This window comes from Streptomyces sp. NPDC087440, from assembly GCF_044744005.1.
Taxonomy (GTDB): Bacteria; Actinomycetota; Actinomycetes; order Streptomycetales; family Streptomycetaceae; genus Streptomyces.
Map to the genome: position 1 here is coordinate 42,334 of NZ_JBIUXN010000034.1, position 23,736 is coordinate 66,069.

21 protein-coding genes are annotated in these 23,736 nt (G+C 73.3%); 14 read left to right on the forward strand and 7 right to left on the reverse strand.

The window, feature by feature from the left end; translation table 11 throughout:
* The 3 genes from ACIO3O_RS40445 to ACIO3O_RS40455 all read left to right on the forward strand — a co-directional run bounded on the left by ACIO3O_RS40445 (position 1) and on the right by ACIO3O_RS40455 (position 3,383).
* On the forward strand, positions 1-1,110 hold the full coding sequence (locus ACIO3O_RS40445) for a PP2C family protein-serine/threonine phosphatase (RefSeq protein WP_401755329.1): 1,110 nt from the start codon (positions 1-3) through the stop codon (positions 1,108-1,110).
* A gap of 261 nt (positions 1,111-1,371) precedes the next feature.
* The gene (locus ACIO3O_RS40450; RefSeq protein ID WP_401755230.1) at positions 1,372-2,724 is read left to right on the forward strand and encodes a transcriptional regulator; all 1,353 of its coding nucleotides are present in this window, start codon (positions 1,372-1,374) and stop codon (positions 2,722-2,724) included.
* Between the two features lie 98 nt (positions 2,725-2,822).
* Positions 2,823-3,383: an NUDIX hydrolase gene (locus ACIO3O_RS40455; protein ID WP_401755233.1), complete on the forward strand. Its 561-nt coding sequence runs from the start codon at positions 2,823-2,825 to the stop codon at positions 3,381-3,383.
* Positions 3,384-3,416: 33 nt separating this feature from the next.
* Here the strand turns inward: ACIO3O_RS40455 and ACIO3O_RS40460 are convergent, their stop codons facing one another.
* Both ACIO3O_RS40460 and ACIO3O_RS40465 read right to left on the reverse strand, forming a co-directional pair.
* Positions 3,417-3,674: a hypothetical protein gene (locus ACIO3O_RS40460; RefSeq protein WP_401755236.1), complete on the reverse strand. Its 258-nt coding sequence runs from the start codon at positions 3,672-3,674 to the stop codon at positions 3,417-3,419.
* 189 nt (positions 3,675-3,863) lie between these two features.
* Positions 3,864-4,724, reverse strand: a complete 861-nt coding sequence (locus ACIO3O_RS40465; RefSeq protein WP_189827445.1) for a 3-hydroxybutyryl-CoA dehydrogenase — start codon at positions 4,722-4,724, stop codon at positions 3,864-3,866.
* 170 nt (positions 4,725-4,894) lie between these two features.
* Between ACIO3O_RS40465 and ACIO3O_RS40470 the strand changes: the two genes are divergently transcribed.
* Positions 4,895-6,100 carry a glycoside hydrolase family 10 protein gene (locus ACIO3O_RS40470; protein ID WP_401755238.1) on the forward strand — a complete coding sequence of 402 codons (1,206 nt, stop codon included), beginning with the start codon at positions 4,895-4,897 and terminating at the stop codon, positions 6,098-6,100.
* 75 nt (positions 6,101-6,175) lie between these two features.
* Positions 6,176-6,562: a barstar family protein gene (locus tag ACIO3O_RS40475; RefSeq protein ID WP_401755241.1), complete on the forward strand. Its 387-nt coding sequence runs from the start codon at positions 6,176-6,178 to the stop codon at positions 6,560-6,562.
* Positions 6,563-6,595: 33 nt separating this feature from the next.
* Here ACIO3O_RS40475 and ACIO3O_RS40480 read toward each other — a convergent pair whose 3' ends face one another.
* Positions 6,596-8,032 carry a PLP-dependent aminotransferase family protein gene (locus ACIO3O_RS40480; protein WP_401755244.1) on the reverse strand — a complete coding sequence of 479 codons (1,437 nt, stop codon included), beginning with the start codon at positions 8,030-8,032 and terminating at the stop codon, positions 6,596-6,598.
* Between the two features lie 325 nt (positions 8,033-8,357).
* Here ACIO3O_RS40480 and ACIO3O_RS40485 point away from each other — a divergent pair, with 325 nt between their 5' ends.
* A complete protein-coding gene (locus ACIO3O_RS40485; protein ID WP_401755332.1) occupies positions 8,358-9,230 on the forward strand; it encodes a DMT family transporter in 873 nt (290 codons plus the stop codon).
* A gap of 68 nt (positions 9,231-9,298) precedes the next feature.
* Entirely contained in the window at positions 9,299-9,490 is a 192-nt protein-coding gene (locus ACIO3O_RS40490; RefSeq protein ID WP_401755246.1) for a DUF1918 domain-containing protein, read from the forward strand.
* 518 nt (positions 9,491-10,008) lie between these two features.
* Here ACIO3O_RS40490 and ACIO3O_RS40495 read toward each other — a convergent pair.
* On the reverse strand, positions 10,009-11,517 hold the full coding sequence (locus ACIO3O_RS40495; RefSeq protein WP_401755249.1) for a glycosyltransferase family 39 protein: 1,509 nt from the start codon (positions 11,515-11,517) through the stop codon (positions 10,009-10,011).
* A 358-nt stretch (positions 11,518-11,875) separates the two neighbouring features.
* Here ACIO3O_RS40495 and ACIO3O_RS40500 point away from each other — a divergent pair, with 358 nt between their 5' ends.
* The 4 genes from ACIO3O_RS40500 to ACIO3O_RS40515 all read left to right on the forward strand — a co-directional run bounded on the left by ACIO3O_RS40500 (position 11,876) and on the right by ACIO3O_RS40515 (position 17,715).
* Positions 11,876-13,393: a carboxylesterase/lipase family protein gene (locus ACIO3O_RS40500; RefSeq protein ID WP_401755252.1), complete on the forward strand. Its 1,518-nt coding sequence runs from the start codon at positions 11,876-11,878 to the stop codon at positions 13,391-13,393.
* A gap of 126 nt (positions 13,394-13,519) precedes the next feature.
* Complete coding sequence (locus tag ACIO3O_RS40505; protein ID WP_401755255.1) at positions 13,520-13,894, forward strand: nuclear transport factor 2 family protein; 375 nt, start codon at positions 13,520-13,522, stop codon at positions 13,892-13,894.
* Between the two features lie 170 nt (positions 13,895-14,064).
* Positions 14,065-14,976, forward strand: coding sequence for a sigma-70 family RNA polymerase sigma factor (locus ACIO3O_RS40510; protein WP_401755257.1), 912 nt, complete (start codon positions 14,065-14,067; stop codon positions 14,974-14,976).
* Positions 14,977-15,495: 519 nt separating this feature from the next.
* Complete coding sequence (locus ACIO3O_RS40515; protein ID WP_401755260.1) at positions 15,496-17,715, forward strand: NADP-dependent isocitrate dehydrogenase; 2,220 nt, start codon at positions 15,496-15,498, stop codon at positions 17,713-17,715.
* A 91-nt stretch (positions 17,716-17,806) separates the two neighbouring features.
* Here ACIO3O_RS40515 and ACIO3O_RS40520 read toward each other — a convergent pair whose 3' ends face one another.
* Positions 17,807-18,574 carry a hypothetical protein gene (locus tag ACIO3O_RS40520; protein WP_401755263.1) on the reverse strand — a complete coding sequence of 256 codons (768 nt, stop codon included), beginning with the start codon at positions 18,572-18,574 and terminating at the stop codon, positions 17,807-17,809.
* A 157-nt stretch (positions 18,575-18,731) separates the two neighbouring features.
* Entirely contained in the window at positions 18,732-19,319 is a 588-nt protein-coding gene (locus ACIO3O_RS40525; protein ID WP_401755266.1) for a MauE/DoxX family redox-associated membrane protein, read from the reverse strand.
* A 179-nt stretch (positions 19,320-19,498) separates the two neighbouring features.
* Here ACIO3O_RS40525 and ACIO3O_RS40530 point away from each other — a divergent pair, with 179 nt between their 5' ends.
* On the forward strand, positions 19,499-20,311 hold the full coding sequence (locus ACIO3O_RS40530) for a siderophore-interacting protein (RefSeq protein ID WP_401755269.1): 813 nt from the start codon (positions 19,499-19,501) through the stop codon (positions 20,309-20,311).
* A 12-nt stretch (positions 20,312-20,323) separates the two neighbouring features.
* Here the strand turns inward: ACIO3O_RS40530 and ACIO3O_RS40535 are convergent, their stop codons facing one another.
* Positions 20,324-21,121, reverse strand: coding sequence for a hypothetical protein (locus ACIO3O_RS40535; protein ID WP_401755272.1), 798 nt, complete (start codon positions 21,119-21,121; stop codon positions 20,324-20,326).
* Between the two features lie 86 nt (positions 21,122-21,207).
* Between ACIO3O_RS40535 and ACIO3O_RS40540 the strand changes: the two genes are divergently transcribed.
* Together ACIO3O_RS40540 and argC are read left to right on the forward strand one after the other, a co-directional pair.
* Positions 21,208-22,572 (forward strand): ankyrin repeat domain-containing protein, encoded by a 1,365-nt coding sequence (locus tag ACIO3O_RS40540; RefSeq protein ID WP_401755275.1) that lies wholly within the window; start codon positions 21,208-21,210, stop codon positions 22,570-22,572.
* 94 nt (positions 22,573-22,666) lie between these two features.
* Positions 22,667-23,695 carry an N-acetyl-gamma-glutamyl-phosphate reductase gene (gene argC, locus ACIO3O_RS40545; protein WP_401755277.1) on the forward strand — a complete coding sequence of 343 codons (1,029 nt, stop codon included), beginning with the start codon at positions 22,667-22,669 and terminating at the stop codon, positions 23,693-23,695.
* Positions 23,696-23,736: the final 41 nt, after the last annotated feature.

Consider the following 23,736-nt stretch of genomic DNA (forward strand, 5'->3'; position numbering starts at 1 on the left):
CTGCGCCGGGGACTTCCGGGCCCGCGACTTCCGCGCCCGCGGCTTCCGCGCCTGCGACATCGGAGGGTGCGCGTCACCCCGCCCGCCGCACGCCTGTCCTGGTACGCGTACGGGGCCGTGCTCCTCGGCCTCCTGCTGGCCGTCCTCGTCGCCTGGGAACTGGCCCGCCCGCTCTCCGACCTCGTCACCTGCGGCTGCTTCGTGCTGGGCGCGGTGCTGGTGGGCGTGGGGGTGCGGCTCGGCCCGCTGCGCGAGCTGCGCCGCTTCAAGGAGGTCGCGCGGGCCGCCCAGGAGGTGCTGCTGCGCCCGCTGCCCGCCCGCCTCGACGGGATCGCCCTGGCCGCCGGACAGCTCTCGGTGAGCCAGGGGGCGGTCGTGGGAGGGGATCTGTACGAGGTGATGGCGACCGTGCACGGGGTGCGGGTCGTCATCGGCGACGTACGGGGCCACGGCCTCCCCGCGATCGGAGCCGTTGCCGCACTGCTCGGCAGCTTCCGCGAGGCCGCGCACGACGAGCCCGAACTCGGCCGTGTGATGCGGCGGTTGGAGCGCGCCCTGCAACGCCACCTGCGGGAGCGGGCCCGTGACGAGCACCCCGCGACCGAGGGGGCGCAGGCGGACAGCCCGCTGCTGGAGGAGTTCGTCACCGTACTGCTGCTGGAGGTCCAGGAGGACGGCGAGGTGCTCGCGCTCAACTGCGGCCACCCCTGGCCGTACCGGGTGGGCCGGACCGTCGAGCCGGTGGCGGGCGGGGACCCGCTGCCGCCGCTGGGCCCCTTCCCGCTCCCCGCCGAGCTGCCCGTCCGGCACCTGGCGACGCTGCTGCCCGGGGAACTGCTGGTGCTGCACACGGACGGCGCGGAGGACGCCCGGGACGCGCACGGCCGTTTCTTCTCGCTGCGGGAGGCGCTCGCCGGGGCCGTCGCCCTGCATCCGGCGACGCCCGCGGCGGTCGTCCAGCGGGTGCAGCGCGCCCTGCTGCGGCACACGGGCGGGCAGGTGTCCGACGACGTGGCGCTGGTGGTACTGCGCAACGACCGGCTGCGGGTGCCGGCCCAGGGCGGCGGTCTCGCCGCCTGGCACCAGCACCCCGAACCCTCCCGCCACTGACGGGAATTGACGCGGGCCGCCCGCCCCGCCGCGGAGATGCAGGTCGGCCGGGCGGAGCGGGCGGGGGTGGGAACGGGCCGCCGCACTGATGGAGGGGGGAGCCGACGGCCCGGCCGCCTCTTGCGAGGCAGTTCAGTCAACCGACTCGACGGGTGCGGCGGGAGTGGGTGAAGGGGGTGGATGCTGGCATTCCGTTCACCCCCCGTGTGAATGCCCCGGTACTACGCTGGTGCGCGACTGACGTCATCCGGAGGCGCTCCCATGCAGCCCAATGCACTCCTCGACGCCCTGCTCGACGAAGCGGGGATCTCCCAGGCGGGCCTTGCCGCCCACGTCAACCAGGCGGGAAAGAAACGGGGGTTGGCCCTCCGCTACGACCACACGGCGGTACGCCGGTGGCTCAAGGGGCAACGGCCGCGCGGCCAGGCCCCGGACCTGATCTGCGAGGTGCTCAGCACCCGGCTGCACCGGCAGGTCGCGCTCGACGACATCGGACTGGGCGGAATGCGGGGGGAGTCGACGTCCCCGGACACCGGTTCCAGCTCCACCCTCTCCGGGTTCGTGGAGCGGGCCACCGCCCTGTGGCGCTCCGACGAACAGCAGCGCCCGCACGTGCTCGGCGCACCCGCCGTCACGGGCACGCCCGCCGTGATGCCGGTCTGGGAGTGGGAGAACCCGCCCGAGGACAGCGACGTGTCCCGGTCCGGGCTGGCCCAGGTGAACCTCGCGGACATCGAGACCCTCAAGGCCGCCCGGGCGCACTACGAGCAGATGTACCGCAAGGCCGGCGGGATCGCGACCCGCACCCGCATCGTCGGCTTCCTCAACTCCGAGACCGCGCCCCTGCTGCGCGGCGGCTACAACGACGCGACGGGCCGTCAACTGCACCGCGCCACCGGCGGGTTGGTGGCCATCGCGGGCATCTGCGCCTACGACTCCGACGCCCAGGGGCTCGCCCAGCGCTACTTCCACCAGGCCCTGCGGCTCGCCAAGGCCAGCTGCGACCGGGGGCTCGGCGCGTACGTCATCGCCCTGCTCGTCAACCAGTCGCTGTTCATGCGGGAGTACCGCCAGGCGGTCGCCTTCGCCGAGGCCGCCCTGCGGACCGCCGGGCGTGAAATCACCCCGGCGCTCGCCGCCGACCTCTACGCGATGCAGGCCAAGTCCTACGCCCACCTCGGGGACGGGACGAGCGCGCTCGCCTGCATCCGGCGGGCCGAGAAGGCCGCCGACCGCATCCGCCCCGGCAGCGAGCCGGACGAGACCGGGTACGTACAACCGGGCCTGGTCAATGTGCAGGTGGCGGAGGCGCTGCTCAGCATGGGGGACCTCACGACCGCGCGGGAGCACGCGGCGGCGGCGGTCGACACCCGCGCACACGACCGCGGCCGGGTGCACCGGCTCGCGATCCTCACCCATGTCGAACTGCGGCAGGGGGAGGCCGACCGGGCCGTGGCCACCGCGGTCGAGATGGCCGAGCAGGCGCGGGGCATGGAGTCCCAGCGGCTGAGAGACCGACTGCGGGCCGTGCGCGAACATCTGGCGGCCAGCGGCTGTGCCGAGGCCGACGAGGCGGCCGAAATGATCGACGGGGCGTTGCGCATTCCCCTGTAAGGCCGCCGCAAAGGGCCGCCGGGCGCTGGTTCCCCCAGCGCTGCGCTACTGCGATGTTGCCATCTACGTGCATCTCCATGCCGGAAGGTGGCAGAACTGTGCAGTGGACGAACCTAAACGAACAAACTGTGTATGAGAACCCGTGGTTCCGGGTGAATCTCGCGGACGTCGAACTCCCCAACGGCCGTCATCTGGACCACTTCCTCATCCGCCTGCGCGCGGTCGCCGTCGCGACGGCCGTCAACGAGGCGAACGAGGTGCTGATGCTCTGGCGCCACCGCTTCATCACCGACAGCTGGGGCTGGGAACTGGCCGCGGGCGTCGTCGAGGACGGGGAGGACGTCGAGGCGGCCGCGGCCCGCGAGATGGAGGAGGAGACGGGGTGGCGGCCGGGGCCGCTGCGCCACCTGCTCACCGTCGAGCCGTCCAACGGCCTCACCGACGCCCGGCACCACCTGTACTGGGCGGAGGGGGCCACGTACACCGGCTACCCCGAGGACGACTTCGAGTCCTCGCGCCGCGAGTGGATACCGCTGAAACTGATCCCGGACATGATCGCCCGGGGTGAGGTCCCGGCCGCCAACATGGCGGCCGGGCTGCTGATGCTGTATCACCTCAGGCTGGGCCAGGGGGAGTTGGCCTCCGGCTCCAGCAGGTAGGCACGGCTTTCGGTCAGCTGGTCACGGCTGTGGTCAGCGCCCGAGGGCCTGCCACACGGCGACGGCGAGCGCACCGAGTGCGGTGAGCGCCGCCACCGCGGGCAGCGGCCAGCGGGCGTGCTCCAGGGCGCTGACGCGGGCGACCAGATCGGCGAGATCCTTGTCGTTCTGGTCGTCCCGCAGCGTCTGCACGGCGAGCCGTCCCTCGATGTGGGCCAGTCCCACGTCGAGGCGGCGGCGCACCTCCGCGAGTTCGTCTACGACCACGCTCTGTTCCGGGTCGGTGGTCACGATGTTCCGCTCCTTCACGGGAGAGTCGACTCAGTTGTTGTGACGGTGAGTCAACTCCCTTTGCGTGCAGGGCGGGAGCGTGTGTTCGGGGCATATGCGAGCACACCCCGCACACCGCGCGCGCCCCCGCACACTCCGTGCGAATCAGGAGTGCGGGGGGCGCCGGTCACGCTGTGTACCGGGCGGGGATCAGCCGTACGGGTAGAAGCCCGAGCCCGTCTTGCGGCCGAGGCGGCCGGCGTCGACCATCCGCTGGAGCAGCGGCGGGGCCGCGTACAGCGGCTCCTTGAACTCGGCGTACATCGAGTCCGCCACCGAGGCGACCGTGTCCAGACCGATCAGGTCCGCCAGCTTCAGCGGGCCCATCGGGTGGGCGCAGCCCAGCTCCATGCCGTTGTCGATGTCCTCGCGGGACGCGATGCCCGACTCGAACATCCGGATCGCCGAGAGCAGGTACGGGATCAGCAGCGCGTTCACCACGAAGCCCGAGCGGTCCTGGGCGCGGATGGCGTGCTTGCCGAGGATCTTCTCCACCATGGCGTGCGCCCGGCTGATCGTGCCCTCGGAGGTGGTGAGGGCCGGGATCAGCTCGACGAGCTTCTGCACCGGGGCCGGGTTGAAGAAGTGGATGCCGATGACGGCGTCCGGCCGGGAGGTGGCGACGGCCAGCTTCACCAGCGGGATGGAGGAGGTGTTGGAGGCCAAGATCGCGTCCGGGCGGGTCACCACCTGGTCCAGGACCTGGAAGATCTCCGTCTTGACCTGCTCGTTCTCCACGACGGCCTCGATCACGAGGTCGCGGTCGGCGAACTCGCCGAGGTCGGTGGTGAAGCTCAGGCGCCCCAGCGCCGCGTCGCGCTCCTCCTCGGAGATCTTGCCGCGCTCGGCGGCCTTCGAGAGGGAGTTGTAAAGGCGCGTGCGGCCGATCTCCAGGGCCTCGCCCGTGGTCTCGGCGACCTTGACCTCAAGGCCGCTGCGGGCGCACACCTCCGCGATGCCGGCGCCCATCTGGCCGCAGCCCACCACTCCGACGCGTTCGATGTCGGTCACATCGTGCCTTTCGCTCTACGTCACGCTCTAGGGTCCGGGGGCCCTGCCGGTGTCTCCGGGGGCCCGCCGTGAACCCCCGACGTTACTCCGCGCCTGACGGGTTCCGGCCGGGAGGGCGGGCATGCTGGGCCGGACAGCGGGTCCGTACCGGAGCGGTGAGGTGTTGTTTTGTGGGACATGTCGCACGAAGGCGGCTTGTGGCCGGAGCGGTCGGAGCGCTCTCCGCGCTGACCCTGACGGGCAGTGCCGCCGGGCGCCCGAGACCGCCCCGGCGAGACGGGATGCGGGGCATGTGGCTGGCCTCCGTCGCCAACCGGGACTGGCCGTCCCGCACGGGCCTCACCGCTGATCAACAGCGCGCTGAGCTGCTGGTTCACCTGGACACGGCGGTACGCAGGAAGCTGAACGCGGTGATCTTCCAGGTCCGTCCGACCGCCGACGCGCTGTGGCCGTCGCCGTACGAACCCTGGGCGGAATGCCTCACCGGGAAGCAGGGCCAGGACCCCGGCTGGGACCCCCTCGGCACGGCCGTCGAGGAGGCCCACCGCAGAGGGCTGGAACTGCACGCCTGGTTCAACCCGTACCGGGTGGCGAATCACACAGACCCCGGGCGGCTCGTGGCGTCCCATCCGGCACGGGTGCACCCGGAGTGGGTGATCCCGTACGGCGGAAAGCTCTACTACCACCCGGGGCTCCCGGAGGTCCGCCGCTTCGTGCAGGACGCGATCCTCGACGCGGTGCGGCGCTACCCCGTGGACGCCGTGCACTTCGACGACTACTTCTACCCGTACCCGGTGCAGGGCGAGACCTTCGACGACGCGGCCGCCTTCGCGCGCCACGGGCGCGGCTTCGCCTCGCTGGCGGACTGGCGGCGGCACACGACGGACGTGCTCGTACGGGAGACGGGGGAGCGGCTGCGGAAGGTGCGGCCCGGGGTGCGCTTCGGGATCAGCCCCTTCGGGGTGTGGCGCAACGCCGACCGGGACCCCGAGGGGTCGCGGACCCGGGCGGGCGCGGCCACGTACGACGACCTCTACGCGGACACCCGCACGTGGGTGCGGGAGGGCTGGGTGGACTACATCTGCCCGCAGCTCTACTGGAACGTCGGCTTCGAGGCCGCGGACTACGCGGAACTGCTGAAGTGGTGGGCGGGCACGGTGCGCGGGACGGGAGTCTCCCTGTACGTGGGCGAGGCGCTCTACAAGGCGGGGGACCCGGCGCAGCCCGCGGCATGGCAGGACCCGGCGGAACTGTCGCGTCACCTGACGCTGGCGAAGACGTATCCGGAGGTACGGGGGCACGTCTTCTTCTCGGGGCGGGAAGTGGGGGCGGACCGGATCGGGGCGATGGCGAGGGTGGTGGCGGACCACTACTGACCCCGGGAGGGACAGTGGCGGTCGCTGTTCTTTCGCGCCCCTGCGGGGCGCCCGGTCAGGGCGCAGAATGCGGGCATGAGTGATCACGGTGGCAGGTCCTGGGAAGCCCTCGATGCCGAAGCGCGGCGGGTGCGGCTCGGGGAGGTGCAGGAGACGTACTTCGCGGAGGTCCTCCAGGAGGACGACCGGCCCGCCGGGGCGACGTACACCCTGGAGGGCCAGCACATCACCGACCGGTCCGCCCTCTTCCTCGCCCTCGGCGAGGCGATCAACGGGCCCGGCGGATACTTCGGGGGCAACCTCGACGCCCTCAACGACTGCCTGCGCGGCGGCTTCGGGGCCACCGCCCCCTTCGTCCTGGAGTGGCGGGACTCCGAGGTCGCCCGCACCCACCTCGTCGCCTACTTCGACTCCGCCCTCGACGTCTTCCGCGACCACGCCGTCGAGGTGCGGCTGACGTGAACCCCGGCCCCCGGGGCGGACCGGGCCGCCGGTTCAGACCAGGGAGTCGTAGGCCGTACGCAGTCTCCGTACGCCCTCGGTGAGTTCCGCCGTGCTCGCCACCGCCGCGAAGCTCAGCCGGACATGCTGCGCCGGGGGCTCCGCGCTGAAGTACGGGCGGCCCGGCGCGATCGCCACCCCCGCGCGCAGGGCCGCCGACACCATCGACGGCTCGTCCACCCCGTCCGGCAGGCGCAGCCACAGGTGGTAGCCGCCCGAGGGGACGTGCGGGAGGGCCAGTTCCGGCAGGTGCAGGCGCAGGGCGGAGACCAGGGTGTCGCGGCGGACCCGCAGCTCGGCGGACACCGTGCGCAGGTGGCGCGGCCAGGCCGGGGAGCCGACCAGTTCCACCGCCGCCTCCTGGAGGGGGCGCGGCACGAAGAAGTTCTCCACCACCTGGATGGCCCGCAGCCGCTCCAGGACCGGGCCGCGCGCCGCCAGCGCGCACACCCGGAAGCTGGGCGAGGTCGCCTTCGTCAGCGAACAGACGTGCACGACGACCCCCTCGTGGTCGTCCGAGGCGAGCGGGCGGGGCAGCGGGCCCGCGTCCGCGTGCACCAGTCGTCGTACGAAATCGTCCTCGACCAGGAAGGCCCCCGCCGCCCGCGTGATGCGCAGCACCTCCGGGCGGCGCGCGTCCGAGAGCACCGCGCCGGTCGGATTCTGGAAGAGGGGCTGGCAGATGAAGACCCGGGCCCCGGTGGCCCGGAAGGCGGCCTCCAGCAGGTCCGGACGTACGCCGTCGGCGTCCACCGGCACGGGCACCGGCCGCAGCCCGGCGGCCCGCGCGACGGCGAGCAGCCCGGGGTACGTCGGGGACTCGACCAGCACGGCCGAGCCGGGCGGCGCGAGGGCGCGCAACGTGGTGGTCAGGGCGCTCTGGCCGCCCGCCGCGATCAGCACGTCGGCGGCGGTGATCGCCCCGCCGATGCCCCGGGCGAACCACTCGCGCAGCTCGTCGATGCCCTCGACGGGCGGCCGCCCCCACGCCCCCGGACGGCGTCCGGCCCGGGCGAGGGCGGCGGCCATGGCCTGCTCCGGCTGGAGGGAGGCGTGCAGATAGCCGCCGTTGAACTCGGTCACCCCGACGGCGGGCGCGGACAGGGTGACCAGCAGGCCCGTCGCGTCGACGGCGCGCGGCGCGGGATCGGTGGCGCCCTCGGCGCTGAGCGTGACCTCCTGCCAGGACGTGTCACCGGCCGCGCGCGCCTCCGTCCGCGGGTCCGCGGTGCGGAACGCCCCGGCGCCGGGCCGCGTCTCCACGAGCCCCTCGGCCGCGAGCCGGGCCAGCGCCCGGGAGACGGTCACCGGACTGACCCGGTACTGCTCGACGAGGGCCCGGCTGGACGGCAGCTTTCCACCGGGGGAGTAGCGGTGAAGATCTGCGCGAAGGGCTGAGGCCAGTTCAGAGACGCTGCTACGCTCATGCATGAACGCAGAGAATAGCGCTACTGCCCACAATGCGATAGCAGTTGACGGCCCCTCCCAGCACCCGGGGCGCATGCCGGGGGCGCCCGCCGGTGCACAGCACACGCAGATCCCGGCCCAGGCCTCCGGCGCGGGCATCGCGACGGAGCGGGCTGACGCGGCGGGCCCGGTGGGGCGGACGTGCGGGGCGGGCTCCGCGGAGCAGACGGGCCCGGTGGGCTCGGTGGAGCGGACGAGTGCGGCAGGCCCGGTGGGACGGACGGACGCGGCGGGGCCGGTTCGGTGGGGTCGTCCCCGGGGGCGGCGGACCCGCGCGGCAGAGTTCCCGGTGCGCGGGGGAGTTCCGGCCCGCAGCGGCACCGTGCTCGCCGCGCTCGGGGTCGTGGCGTTCTCGCTCACCTTTCCCGCCACCGCCTGGGGTCTCGACGGCTTCGGGCCCTGGACGCTGGTGTCAGTACGGAGCGTGCTCGCCGCCCTCGTCGCGGGCGGCGCCCTGCTCGCCCTGCGCGTGCCCGTGCCCGAGCGGCGGCACTGGGGCGGCCTGGCCGTCGTCGGCATCGGGGTCGTCCTCGGCTTCCCGATGCTGACCACCCTCGCCCTCCAGACCTCGACCACCGCCCACGCGGCCGTCGTGGTGGGCCTGCTGCCGCTGACCACCGCCGTCTTCTCGGCCGTACGCACCGGCCACCGCCCCTCCCGCGCCTTCTGGGCGGCGGCGCTCGCCGGGGCGGCCGTCGTGATCACCTTCACCGTGCAGCAGAGCGGCGGCGCCCTGTCCGGCGCGGACCTCCTCCTCTTCGGGGCGCTGCTGGTGTGCGCCGCCGGGTACACCGAGGGCGGCCGACTGGCCCGGGTGATGCCGGGCTGGCAGGTCATCGGGTGGGCATTGGTCATGTGCCTGCCGGTGGCGCTGCCCACGGCGGTGGTCGCGCTGGCGGTGGAGCCGTCGCACCTGACGGGGAAGGCACTGGCCGGGCTGCTGTGGGTGGCGATCGGCTCGCAGTTCCTGGGCCTGGTGGTCTGGTACCGGGGAATGGCGGAGATCGGGGTGGCCCGGGCCAGCCAACTCCAGCTCGCACAGCCGCTGTTGACCCTGGTGTGGTCGGTGCTGCTGCTGGGCGAGGTGCTGCCGGTGGCGGCGCCGGCCGCGGCGGTGGCGGTGCTGGTGTGCATCGCGGTCACCCAGCGGGTGCGGGCCTGAGTGGCGTCAACTCCCTTGCCGCGCACTAGACTTGGCGCTTCCGAGCCGACCTCTGGAGGTCAGTGGCGATGCGGGCGAACGTGGGCGACCGGTTGCTGACGCACGGCAGGATCGTGGGGCAGCGGGACCGGGTCGCGGAGATCGTGGAGGTGCTCGGGGCGGACGGGCTGCCGCCGTACCGGGTGAGGTTCGAGGACGGTCACGAGACGGTGATGTCGCCGGGGCCGGACACGGTGGTGCGCCACCGGGAGGGCCCGTAAGGGGTGGGGGCTGTTCCGATGTGCGGGGCTGTTCCGATCTGCGGCTCCGCCGCGCGGGCGCGCCCAGCAGGCTCACCGCCGTCAGGGAGCGCCCCGTCAGGGGCGCGGGGAACTGCGCGACCAGCCACCCACTCACCCGCACGGAACCGTGCAATGGCCCCGCGGGTTTAGGTGAAGGGGCGGGGCTGGGGACCCCCTTGCCCCGGCGGGCCGGGGCTGAACGCACCCCAGTGCCGGGAGGCGGGCCGGGGGCCCCGGCGTCGCGGGCGTCCGGCACGCAAGGTGCGGGCGGGGGCCGGTATCCGGGTGGGCCCGGATCGGGCGGGCCGCCCCCTTGCCCGCCCGTCCCGCCCCCGGGGGGCGGCCCCGCCGCCCAAGGGGGCTGGGGGAAGGGGAAGGGGAGTGTGACCGCCGCCCGAGGGGCAGGGGGAAGAGGAGGGCGAGCTGCCGCCCAAGGGGGCTAGGGGGAAGGGGAGGGAGCGCGGCCCCGCCGTCCAAGCGGCCCGGGCTGGGCGGCGTCAGTAGAAGTGGCGCAGGCGGGGCCACACCGTGGACCACGGGCCCGTCGTCCCCGCGCAGAGGACCACCACCGCACCCTGCTCCTCGTTCGCCACCCCCGCCCCGTTGTCCACCCGCCCCACCTCCTCGCACCCGCGGAAGAACTCCCCGGCGCCCCCCTCCGTGCCCCGCTGCCGCACCACCAGCACCCGCCCCGTCGCGGAGTCCGGCGGCGGCCCCCAGTCGGCGAAGCTCATGTGCCCCGAGTACGGCGCGGGCAGACCCCGCGCAGGCCCGTACCGTACGAGAGCACCCGCCTGCCCGTAGTTCTGCGTGAAGATCACCGACCGGGCCCGCTCGCCCGGCGGCACCTTCGCCCACCCCGCCGCCACCGCGTCCGCGAACTCCGGCCAGCCCACCTGCTCGCCCTGCTCCGGGTTGATCCCGTTCACCCACGACACCTGGCTCACCGGCAGCACCGGCAGCCCCACCGCCAGGCTCATCGCCGCCGTCACCGCGACCGCCCCGGCCAGCAGCCCCCGCCGCACCCGGCCCACCAGCCACTCCACCACCGGCGGGCACCCCGCCGCCAGCAGGACCAGCAGCAGCGGCAGCGCGTAGTACGGCTTGCCGCCCGTGCCGATCACCTGGAGGCAGAGCAGCGGATACGCCCACGCCACCGCCCGCGCCCACCCCACCCGCTCGTCCCGCCACAGCCGCAGCCACCCCGCCACGCACAGCGGTACGTACAACGGCGACAGGAACAGCAACTGCTGCGGCACGAACAGCAGCCGGTTCTCCGTCCCGTCGTCCGCCACGATGCCGCCCGCGACGGTGAGTTGGGGCCAGCCGTGCTGCTCCTGCCACCACAGGTTGGGCCAGGCGATCAGCACCGCGAGCGCCACCCCCACCCCCAGCCACCCGCTGCGCAGCAGCCGCCGGGGCCCGGCCACCGCGAGCCCGCCGAGCAGGGCGGCGACCAGCATCGCCACCAGGTACTTGTTCTGGATGCCGATCCCGACGGCCGCCCCCACCGGCGCCCACCAGCGCGGATCGCGGGTGCGCAGCAGCCGCAGGAACAGCCAGCCGATCGCCAGCCACGCCACCAGGTCGTACGTTGCCGTGGTGACGATGTGCCCCACGGCCAGCACGAACGTCGACGTCGCCGCGAGCACCGCCGCCAGCACCTGCGCCCGCCGGTCCCCGGCCAACTCCCGTGCCACACCCGCCACCAGCAGCACCAGCACCACGCAGGCCAGCGTCCCGGCGACCCGCAGCCCCGCCGGTCCGTCCCCGAAGACGGAGCTGAACGCCCTGGTCAGCAGCGGGGTCAGGGGTGGCTGGTCGACGTACCCCCAGTCCGGATGGTCCCCGGCGACCAGGAAGTACAGCTCGTCGCGGTGGTAGCCGTACCGGCCCGACAGGGCGGTGAGGAGCCCCGCCGCGGCGGCGCACACGGCGACGACGGGAGCGGTGGCGAAGGGGTGGAGCGCGCGGGCCTCGGAGAGGGTCTGACCCTTGTCGTACACGGCCCGGAGCCTACGGCCGCGACGCCCCCGCCAGAAGACCTCGTACCGCAACGAATCGGTCAAGTCGGATACGGGGCGGGCGGTGCGCTTGCTGCGGTGCATCCTGCACGCGTGCTGCGGGTCCGTCCTGCACGCGTGCTGCGGGGCGGCCCGGGTGTCCTGCGCCCCGCCCCGGGCTGCGCCCCGCCCCGGGCTGCGCCCCGCCCCGGGCTGCGCCCCGGGCTGCGCCCCGGGCTGCGCCCCGGGCTGCGCCCCGGGCTGCGCCCCGGGCCCTCGCCCGATATTCCCGTGAACGGCGGCGCGTTGGCCGCTACGGTGGCCCCTCGCCCACCCCACGCACGCCAGGAGCCGTATCCGTATGCCGCAGTCCGCCCCGTCCCGTCCCGGCCCCGTCATCCGTCTGCGGGAGGGGCTCGTCCGAGGGGTGGAGACCGCTCCGGGCGTCGTGTCCCACCTCGGAATCCCGTACGCCGCACCGCCGTTCGGTCCCCGTCGCTTCCGGGCCCCGCAGCCGCCCGCGCCCTGGGACGGCGTACGCGACTGCACCGCCTTCGGGCCCATCGCCCCGCAGTCCGCCGAACTGCCCGGCGCGCCCGCCTGGTCGCCGGGTGACGAGGACGTACTGACCCTCAACACCTGGGCCCCGGCGGGGAGTTCGGGACTGCCGGTCTTCGTCTGGCTGCACGGCGGTGCGTACACCTTCGGCTCCAGCGCTCAGCCCGACTTCGACGGTACGGTGCTGGCCCGTGCCGGACTGGTGGTCGTCACCGTCAACTACCGCCTCGGCTTCGAGGGGTTCGGGCACGTGCCGGGCGGCGCAGCGGAACTCCCCGAGAACCGGGGTCTGCTCGACCAGGTCGCCGCCCTGCGCTGGATTCGTACGAACATCGCGGCCCTCGGCGGCGACCCCGACCGCGTCACCGTCGCCGGACAGTCCGCCGGGGCCACCTCCGCCGTCAGCCTGCTGCTGCGGGAGGAGGCGCGCGGCCTGTTCCACCGGGTCGTCGCGCACAGTGCGGTCGGGCCGTGCTTCTCGCGGGAGCTCGCCGAGGACGTCACCCGTGAGGTGGCGGCCGAGGCCGGGGTCCCGGCCACCGCCGAGGGGCTGCTCGGGGCGTCCCCCGCGGCGCTCGTGGCCGCCTCCGACCGGGTGGCGGCGTCCTGGAAGCAGGACGCCGGGAGGGGCCGCAGGCGCTACGACCCGGTTCTGTACGGTCCGGTCGCCGACGGCGCGGACCTGCCCGCCGATCCCCTCGCCGGGCACGCCGGGGCCTCGCTCGCCGGGGTGGACCTGCTGGTCTGCCACACCACCGAGGAGCAGTGGCTCCTCGACGCCGTCGGCAACATCGCCAAGGTGACCACGGAGGCCGAACTCGCCCGTTTCCTGGCCGACTTCGACCTCCCTGCCTCCCTCCTCGCCGCCTACCGGGACCGGATGCCGGGCGCGTCCGTCCTCGACCTGTACCTCGCGCTGATGGGCGACCGGTTCTTCTCCGAGTACAGCCACCGCGTCGCCGACGCCCATGTCCGGGCCGGGGGCCGCACCTTCCTGTCCCGCTACGCCCGGCGACGTACCGCAGCCGACGGAACGCCCCAAGTGCGGGCCTGGCACTGCGCGGACGTCCCCTTCGCCTTCGGCAACCACCACGACCCCGCGCTGGAGTTCCTCATCGGCGGCCCGCCCGTGCCCGATGACGACGCCCTGTCCGTCCAACTGGTGAACGCCTGGGCCGAGTTCGCGGCAACCGGCGACCCGGGGTGGAAGCCCTACGAGGGCCGGGCGGACGACGCGGTACGGATCTGGGGTGCGGCCACCGCGGACGGCCCGCCGCGCGAGGCCTGGCGGGACGTGGACCTCGGGGCCGAACGCCCCTGAGCGGGAAGGGCGTTACCTGGGGAGTAATCGACGCCCGGGTCCGGTTGGGAGACCGTGGGCACGTCGCCGGGGGAACGCACCGGGCGCCCCCGGACCCGTACACCTGACAGAACAGAGGACACCACCATGAGCGTCGACTTCCGCACCTCCCTCCAGAACTACTTCGCCGCCTGGAACGCCACCACCGGGCCCGACGACCTCGCCAAGGCCGTCGCGGTCGCCTTCACCGAGGACACCGCGTACACCGACCCGGTCGCCGACGTGCGCGGGCACGCGGAGGTCACGGAGATGATCGCCGGGGCGCACACCCAGTTCCCCGGCTTCGAGTTCCGGCTCGCCGGCGAGCCCGACGGGCACCACGACATCGTCCGGTTCCACTGGGAGCTGGTCTCCCTGACGGACGGGTCCGCGCCCATCGCGGGCTTCGACGTGGCCACCGTCGCGACGGACGGCCGGGTCTCCTCGCTCAAGGGCTTCCTGGACCGGCTGCCGGGGGCCTGAGCTACGGTACGCAAGATCGTCGCACGGGGGCGGGCGGGGCCAAATGGTCGCGTTCGGAGCGCTGTTGGCCCGGCCCGTCACATCGTCCGGGCGGCGATCGTCAACCAGTTGCGACCGTACGACGACAGGCGGCCGCGACCTCACGACGAGAGACTCCGGGGGACCCGATCATGGAACCGACACGCACCGCAGCCGACAGCCCCGACTTCCTGGCGGGCCAGTTCGAGGCCAACCGGGACCGGCTGCGCGGGGTCGCCTACCGGATGCTGGGCTCCTCCGCGGAGGCGGAGGACGCCGTGCAGGAGGCCTGGCTGAGACTCGGCAGACAGGATCCCGCCACCATCGACAACCTGCCCGGCTGGCTGACCACCGTCGTCGCCCGGGTCTGCCTCGACCAGCTGCGTTCGCGCACGACGCGCCGCGAGGACCCGCTGGACCCCCTCTCCGACACCCATGTGCCGGACCCGATCCTGCGCAGGGACGACGAGGCCGACCCGGAGCAGCAGGCGCTGCTGGCGGACTCGGTGGGGCTGGCGCTCCTGGTCGTACTGGAGACCCTGGGCCCGGCCGAACGCCTGGCCTTCGTCCTGCACGACATGTTCGCGGTGCCCTTCGAGGAGATCGCCCCGCTGGTCGACCGGACCCCGGCGGCCACCCGGCAGCTCGCCAGCCGGGCCCGGCGGCGGGTGCAGGGCACGGCCCCCGCGCCGGACACGAACGCGTCCCGGCAGCGCGAGGTGGTCTCGGCCTTCCTCGCCGCGTCCCGGGGCGGGGACTTCGACGGGCTGCTCTCCCTCCTCGACCCGCAGTGCGTGCTGCGCGCGGACGCGGGGACCTCGCCGCTGTCGAAGGTGGTGCGGGGGGCGCGGGAGGTCGTCTCGAACGCGCTCATGTTCCGGCAGGCGGCCCAGTACGCGCGGCCGGCGCTGGTGAACGGGGTGCCGGGCCTGATCAACGTGATCGACGGGAAGGTCATGGGCGTCATGGACTTCACGATCGTGGACGGCAAGATCCTCGAACTGAACATCCTCGCGGACCCGCCCCGCCTGGCCTCGCTGGACGCGAGCTTCCTGGAGGCGTAGCCCTCGTTCCGCCGCCAGGAAGCGCCCCGTCAGGGGCGCGGGGAACTGCGCGACCAGCCACGACGCTCCCGCACGGAACCGTGCGATGGCCGCGCGGCGAGCGCTTGCGGGAAGGGGCGGGGAGGGGAGCCCCTCGCCGAAGGCGGCCTGAACAGCAACCCACCACGGCCCGGGGGCGGGCCCCACTCACCGCCCCCGGCCCCCCAGGCGGGGGCGGGGCGCGCCCCCACCCCCGACGTGCCCCGGCACCGAAATTGCCTGCGGCGCCGCCCCAGCCCCACCCCTTCACCTCAACCCGCGGGGCAATGGACGGTTCCGTGCGGGTGCGTGGGTGGCTGGTCGCGCAGTTCCCCGCGCCCCTGAAGCGGCACGGACAGCGCCCAGCACAGGACGGTCCGGAGCCGCACCGCGAAACAGCCCCACACCCCCACACCCCGTACGCCCCCCACGTCACCCCCACCCGCCCCCACGAGATATCTTGACGTCAAGCAATGTTGCAGACGTGGAGCGGAGTACCCGGTGACTGACTCGACCATCATCTATACGCACACCGACGAGGCCCCGGCCCTCGCGACCTATTCGTTCCTGCCCGTCGTCGAGGCCTACGCCTCCACGGCCGGTGTCACGGTCGAGAGCCGCGACATCTCCCTCGCAGGCCGCATCATCGCGAGCTTCCCCGAGCGCCTGAAGGAGGAGCAGCGCATCGATGACGCCCTCGCCGAGCTCGGCGAGCTGGCCAAGACGCCCGGCGCCAACATCATCAAGCTGCCCAACATCTCGGCCTCGATCCCGCAGCTGAAGGCCGCGATCGCCGAGCTCCAGGCGCAGGGTTACGCCCTCCCGGACTACCCGGACGACCCGAAGTCCGACGAGGACAAGGACGTCCGCGCCCGTTACGACAAGGTCAAGGGCTCCGCCGTCAACCCGGTCCTGCGCGAGGGCAACTCCGACCGCCGCGCCCCCGCCTCGGTCAAGAACTACGCCAAGGCCCACCCCCACCGCATGGGCAAGTGGACCCCGGAGTCCAAGACCAACGTCGCCACCATGGGCGCCGACGACTTCCGCTCCACCGAGAAGTCCGCCGTGATCGCCGACGCGGGCTCGCTCCGCATCGAGCTGGTCGGCGACGACGGCTCCACCACCGTCCTGCGCGAGTCCGTACCGGTCCTCGCCGGTGAGGTCGTCGACGCCTCGGTCATGCGCGTCGCCGCCCTGCGCGAGTTCTTCACCGCGCAGCTCGCCCGCGCCAAGTCCGAGGGCGTCCTGTTCTCCGTGCACCTCAAGGCCACGATGATGAAGGTCTCCGACCCGATCATCTTCGGCCACGTGGTCCGCGCCTTCTTCCCCAAGACCTTCGCCCAGTACGGCGACGTCCTGGCCACCGCCGGTCTGACCCCGAACGACGGCCTCGGCGGCATCTACAAGGGCCTGGAGGCCCTGCCCCAGGGCGCCGAGATCAAGGCCTCCTTCGACGCCGAGCTCGCCGAGGGCCCGGAGCTGGCCATGGTCGACTCCGACAAGGGCATCTCCAACCTGCACGTGCCGTCCGACGTCATCGTCGACGCCTCGATGCCGGCCATGATCCGCACCTCCGGCCACATGTGGGGCCCGGACGGCAACGAGGCCGACACCCTCGCCGTCCTCCCGGACTCCTCGTACGCGGGCATCTACCAGGTCGTCATCGACGACTGCCGCGCCCACGGCGCCTACGACCCGGCCACCATGGGCTCCGTCCCGAACGTCGGCCTGATGGCGCAGAAGGCCGAGGAGTACGGCTCCCACGACAAGACCTTCGAGATCCAGACCACCGGCACTGTCCGCGTCGTCGACGCCAACGGCACCGCCGTCCTGGAGCAGGCCGTCGGCGCCGGTGACATCTTCCGCATGTGCCAGACCAAGGACCTCCCGATCCAGGACTGGGTCAAGCTGGCCGTCACCCGCGCCCGCGCCACCGGCGTCCCGGCCGTGTTCTGGCTGGACGAGGAGCGCGCCCACGACGCGCAGCTCATCACCAAGGTGAAGAAGTACCTGGGTGACCACGACACCGACGGTCTGACGATCGAGATCATGTCGCCGGTCAAGGCCATCGCGTACTCCCTGGAGCGCATCCGCCGCGGCGAGGACACCATCTCCGTCACCGGCAACGTCCTGCGTGACTACCTGACGGACCTCTTCCCCATCCTGGAGCTGGGCACCAGCGCCAAGATGCTCTCCGTCGTCCCGCTGATGAACGGCGGCGGCCTCTTCGAGACGGGCGCCGGCGGCTCCGCCCCCAAGCACGTCCAGCAGCTCGTCAAGGAGAACTACCTCCGCTGGGACTCCCTCGGTGAGTTCCTGGCGCTGGCCGTCTCCTTCGAGCACCTCGCCACCACCACGGGCAACGCGCGCGCCCAGGTGCTCGCTGACACCCTGGACCGCGCCACGGGCACCTTCCTCAACGAGGACAAGTCCCCGAGCCGCAAGCTCGGCGGCATCGACAACCGCGGCAGCCACTTCTACCTGGCCCTGTACTGGGCCCAGGAGCTGGCCAAGCAGACCGACGACGCCGCGCTCGCCGAGGCGTTCGGTTCGCTGGCGGCCAAGCTCGCCGAGCAGGAGGAGGCCATCGTCTCCGAGCTGATCGCCGTGCAGGGCTCGCCGGTCGAGATCGGCGGCTACTACCAGCCGGACGCCAAGAAGGCCTCGGCCGTCATGCGCCCGTCGAAGACGCTGAACGAGGCCCTGGCGACCCTCGCCTGAGCTTCTGACCGCAGCCTCTGACCGCAGCCTCTGACGCTGCGTCGACAGGACTGCCCCGGCCGGTACTTCACCGGCCGGGGCAGTCCTGCGTTCATCCCAGGAAGCCCCAGGCGAGCGCCCCCGCCGCCGCGATCCCGTACGCCCACACCCCGCCCCGCACGGCCCGTTCCCGTACCGGCGCACCCCATGTCGTACGGACGTCCATCAGCCACGCCAGCGCGGGCAGCACCAGCACCGCGTGCAGGCTGACCCCGTGCAGGGGCTTGAGCACGCCCGTCGAGGCGTACGCGTCCACCTGGTGTCCGGTACGGGTGAGGATCACCCCGCGCGCGATCATCGCCGCCCCCGACGCCAGCCCCACCAGCAGGAACGCGAATCCGGCCCGCAGTGCGAGCGGCATCCCGGCGGGGCCTCCCGCACCCCGCCGGAAGCACGCCACGGCCAGCACCGTCAGCAGCACCACCAGCAGTCCGCCGCCCACGGCGAGCGCCATGGACACGACCGTGTCGAAGCCGGTCTCCATGTTGAGGTGCGAGGGCCGGTGCCGCCACGCCTGGAGGGTGATCCCGCCGACCTCCAGCACGCAGTCCGCCGCGAACAGTCCGAGCACCACTGTCCGCGTGCGCTCGGTGATGCGCAGGTACGACGCCACCCACGCCACCGCGAGCAGCGTCACCCCGAAGGAGAGCCCGAAGGTGACGGGCTTGCGCCAGGACACGGGGCCGGTCCAGGGCCCGCCGTCCACCGCGAAGACCGCCAGGTGCAGCAGCCCGGAGGCGAGGAGCAGCAGGCCGACCAGGACGCAGGCGCGCTCGACGGGAAGCAGGGCGCGCGGGGCGGGGGCGAGGGTCGTCGTCATGCCGTCCAGGCTCCGCTGCGGGCGCGTGCGGGTCATCGTCCCCGGGGAGGCAGGCGTACTGCTTCGTCGGCAGTACGGGCAACGGGCGACCCGGCCGTCAGGGGGCGTCCGCCCCGGAGCCGAGACCTGTCAGGGGTCCCGGCGGGCGACCCGTGCGTCAGCGTGCGCCGTTCTTCCCTGCGGCGCGGTCGCCCTGCGGTGCGGGCTGCTGCTCGGAGTCCTGCGCAGATCCGGAAGCGAGCATCTCGGCCAGATTGTCGGTGGACAGCACCAGCACCGCCCCGACCAGCCCGGCGACGACGGCCGCCACCACTCCCGTCCAGTGGGCATCGCTCTCCCACGGCGTCCGGCAGAGCAGCCCGGCCGCGACCACGGCCAGCAGCGCCGCGTTGCGCACCACGTGGCGGGGGCCGATCGGCGCGGTGGTGGAGCCGAAGCAGTTGCAGGACTGGTCCTTGCCCCGCAGCAGCACTCCCGCGATCCCGGCGGTGAACCCCACCAGCAGCACCCCGGCCACGACGAAGCCCGCCACCCCGCCCGGCCACCACACCAGGAGCACCACCGAGGCGACCTCTCCCGCCACCACGCCCACCGCCACGGCGGGAGCGATCGCGGCGGGCACCGCCATGTCACGGGTCGCGGTAACGAACGACCGGAACGACGCGGCCGAGAGCAGCTTGCTCGCCGCCGAGGCCACGAACACCATCGCGACGAGTACGCGGCACGCCAGTACGACGTGGTCCACCGGCCGACCTCACTTCCCCCGGTAATGCGGCAGCCGCCATCTAACCCCATGCGCCCCACCCGCAACAGGTGCGATTCCGTCAACACGGCTCCCGCCGGGCCCCGTTGACCGGCGACTGTCCATCGCACCCGATCCAATGTTAGGTTTGCCTAACCTAAGTACATCGGGGAGTGAACGGCATGGCCAAGGACGGCAAGTACCGCAAGCCCGAACAGCGGGAGTTCCTCGTCCTGCGCGTCGTGGCCCGCAAGCAGATCAGCCCGAGCTTCGTCCGCGTCACCCTGGGCGGCGAGGCCCTGAAGAACTTCGTGCCGATGGGGTACGACCAGTGGTTCCGGGTCTTCCTCCCCACTGCCGCGGGCGTCCTCCGCCTCCCCAAGCGCACCAACGGTCTCTGGGTCGCCGAGTACATGCTCATGTCCAAGGACACCCGCCCCATCGGCCGCAACTACACCGTGCGCCGGCACCGCACCGAGGGCCTGTACGGCGAGGGCCCCGAACTGGACGTCGACTTCGTCCTCCACGAGGACGCCGAAGGCAAGCTCGGCCCCGCCTCGCAGTGGGCCCGCGACGCCGCACCAGGCGACGAGATCGGCATCTTCGACGAGGGCATCACCTTCCTGCCCCCGCCCCGTACGACCTGGCGCCTCCTGGTCGGCGACGAGAGCGCCCTGCCCGCCGTCCTCGGCATCCTCGCCTCGGCCACCGACGACACCCCCACCGAGGCCTACATCGAGGTCCCGGACCCCGAGGACGCCCAGCCCCTCCCCGACCCGCGCCCCCACACCACGATCCACTGGCTGACCAGGCCTCCGGGCACCCCCGTCGGCGACACCGCCCTCGCCGCCGTCCGCGCCGCCACCTTTCCTTCCGGCCCCGGCTACGCCTGGGCGGCGGGCGGCCAGCGGCTCGCCACCGGAATCCGCCGCCACCTGGTCACCGACCGGGGCTTCACCAAGGACACGGTGACCTTCACCGGCTACTGGCGCTGACGGCGCCCGGCCTCAGAGCGCGAGCACGGGCCGTACGCGAAAGTCCTCCCAGGCGTCCTCCCCCTCCTCCCCGTACACGAACTCCGCCGTCCCCGGATTGCGGTGCGCGGTGGCCAACGGCAGCCAGGCCAGCAGGTTCCCGTATCCGCCGCACACCGACTCGCCGCCGTCCCCGCCGTGCACCGAGGCGGGGTCGCTGCTCAACTCCGCGTGATAGGTGTCGTACGCGATCCGCAGCCCGAAGGCGTTCGGCTCCCGGTGCGGGCCGGTCGTGCTCCGGTACGGATCGCGGTCCAGCGGGCACTCGTCGCCCCACCGGAACAGGGTGTCCGCGCCCGCCCCGCACGCGTGCTCCCACTCGTCCGCACCCGGCAGCCGCAGACCCCGCACAGCGAGGGCGGCCGGTATCTCCTCGGGCGGCCCGCCCAACTCCTCCGCCTCGACGGCCATCAGCAGCGTCGGGAGCACCACCTTCCGGCGCGGGCTGAGCACCTCGGCGAGATGGGTCCGCAGGTCGGGCCCCGGCGCGAACCTCTGCGCCGCGCTCGCCGCGTAGTCCGCCTCCTGCGCGGGCGTCGGCCGCCAGGCCCCCACGTCGACCCCGAGCATCACCGGCCCACCGGGTATCAGCCCGTACTCCCGCCCCGCACGCTCGATCCGCACCCGGTGCCACGGGCCACCGAGATGCCGGACGGCGTCCACGGCGACCACCCGCCCGCCCACCCGCCGCGCGGCCTCTTCGGCGGCACGGTGCACGAAGGGCGGGGGGAGAGCCCGCCACTGCTCGAAAGTCAGCTCGACCACGTTCATGTGACGCAGTGTGACACCCCGGTCTGACAATGCCCGCCCGCCCTCGGCCTCCTCCTCGGCCCGACCTCGCCGACTACCCTTCCCCCATGGTCGGTGCAGAGCTCGTGACGGCGGTCCAGCGGGGGGACGCGGAGGCCGTCATCGCGTTGCTGGAGGCGGGAGCGGGCCCGGACACGGTCACCAGTGACGGCCTGCCCGTGCTGTGCCTGGCGATCGACGCCTATGACGCCGCTGTCGCGGAGGCGCTGGTCGGGGGCGGCGCGGACCCGGACCGCAGGCTGCCGGACGGAACGACCCCGCTGGTACGGGCAGTCGACGGCGGCTCCCCGGCAGTGGTCGACGCCGTGCTGGGCCGGGAGCCCCGACTGCGCCTCCCGGCGACCGAACGCGCGCACCTGCTCACCCTGGCCCGACGCTGGTACGAGCGGGGCGCGTCGGACGAACTCCGGGACCGTACAGGTCGGTCCGGTCCCGTGCACCAGGCCCGCGTGAGCGACGACGCGTGCGATCACGTGACGCAGGTGACGCTCGGCGGCCGCACGGCCCGCGCCGGGCACGGCGCGATCCTGACCAACCTGGAATGGGCCTTCCGGATCCTGACGCCGGTCGACGAACTGGTGGCCAGGGCCGTGGCACAGCGCGACCCGGACCATGTCGACTGGTCGGCCACCCGGTGGGTCCTCAACGAACGCCGCAGCAAGGAGACGTGGTCGGCCGTCACGGCGTACCGCCACAGCCCGTGTCCGGTGCACCGCCACTTCGTCCTCGACGTCCTCCGCTGGTACCTGCTGTTGCAGTCGAGCCGGCGCAACTCCTACGAGAAGGAGACGGCGGAACTCCTGGTCGCCTGGGCCACCGACGGCGAGGACGACCCCGGCGTCCTCGCCGAGGTGCTCCGCGTCCTGAACGAGACGGAGCACCGGGAAGCGGAGGCCGTGGGGTTGCGGCACGCCGGTCATCCGGACGCACGGGTCCGCGCCCGGACCCCCGACCTCCTGCTCGCCTGGGACACCGCACCCGCCCCCTCTCTCCGCGCGGAGGCCCGGACCGCGCTGCTGGTGCTCGTCGGGGACGAGGACCCGGCGGTGCGTGCCGAAGCGGGCGGGGCGCTGGCCGCGGCTCACGACGGCAGCTCCGCGTCCACGGACGCCGTCGTCGCTCTGCTCCAGGACGCGGTGGCCGAGGTGCGGGCCCGCACCTCGGCGGCTGTCGCGAGCGGCCCGGACCGTACGGCGACGGTCGCCGACGCCCTGCTGACCCTGCTCGACGAGGACGACTTCGCCACGCGGCTCAACGCCGTCCACGCTCTCCTTCGGCGGGACGACCCACGCACGGGGGAGGCGATCGAACGGCTGGGCCCGCTCTCCCGCCCCGGTTTCGAGGACGACCACCGGCTCGACGCGATCCTGAGATGGCAGTGGGACCGGCAGGACCGTTCCGCCGCCGAATAACACGCCCGGCCGTCCCGCTCCCTGTCACCCCCAGCCCCTCTTTGCATAAAACTGCGTTCGTACGTATAGTCATGCCATCAACGAGGAGGGTCCGATGGTGGTCAGGGCAGCAGTGGCGGGAGCGAGTGGATACGCGGGCGGAGAGCTGCTGCGTTTCCTCCTCGTGCACCCCGAGGTGGAGATCGGCGCGCTGACCGGGCACTCCAACGCAGGTCAGAAGCTCGGCACCGTGCAGCCGCACCTCGCCCCGCTCGCGGACCGCGTCCTGGAGCCGACCACTGGCGAGGTCCTCGCCGGTCACGACGTCGTCTTCCTCGCGCTGCCGCACGGCCAGTCCGCCGCCGTCGCCGAACAGCTCGGGGACGAGGTGCTGGTCGTCGACATGGGGGCCGACTTCCGGCTCGCCGACGCCGCCGACTGGGAGAAGTTCTACGGCTCCCCGCACGCCGGCACCTGGCCCTACGGCCTGCCCGAACTGCCGGGCGCCCGCGCCGCGCTGGAGGGGTCCAAGCGCATCGCGGTGCCCGGTTGCTACCCCACGGCCGTCTCGCTCGGCCTCGTACCGGCGTACGCGGCAGGGCTTGTCGAGCCCGACGCCGTGATCGTCGCCGCGTCCGGCACCTCCGGCGCGGGCAAGGCCGCCAAGCCGCACCTGCTCGGCTCCGAGGTCATGGGCTCCATGTCCCCGTACGGCGTGGGCGGCGGCCACCGGCACACCCCCGAGATGATCCAGAACCTCAGCGCGGTCGCGGGGGAGCGGGTCACCGTCTCCTTCACCCCGACCCTGGCCCCGATGCCCCGCGGCATCCTCGCCACCAGCAGCGCGAAGGCGAAGCCCGGGGTGACGGAGCAGGACGTACGGGCCGCGTACGAGAAGGCGTACGCCGACGAGCCGTTCGTGCGCCTCCTCCCCGAGGGGCAGTGGCCCGCCACCGCCTCCGTGTACGGCTCCAACGCCGCACAGATCCAGGTCGCGTACGACGAGGCCGCCCGGCGCGTCATCGTCGTCAGCGCCATCGACAACCTCGCCAAGGGCACCGCCGGCGGCGCGGTCCAGAGCATGAACATCGCCCTCGGACTCGACGAGTCCACGGGCCTTTCCTCGATCGGAGTAGCACCGTGAGCGACGCACGCGCAGCCGCCCGGCCGCACCCGACCATGAAA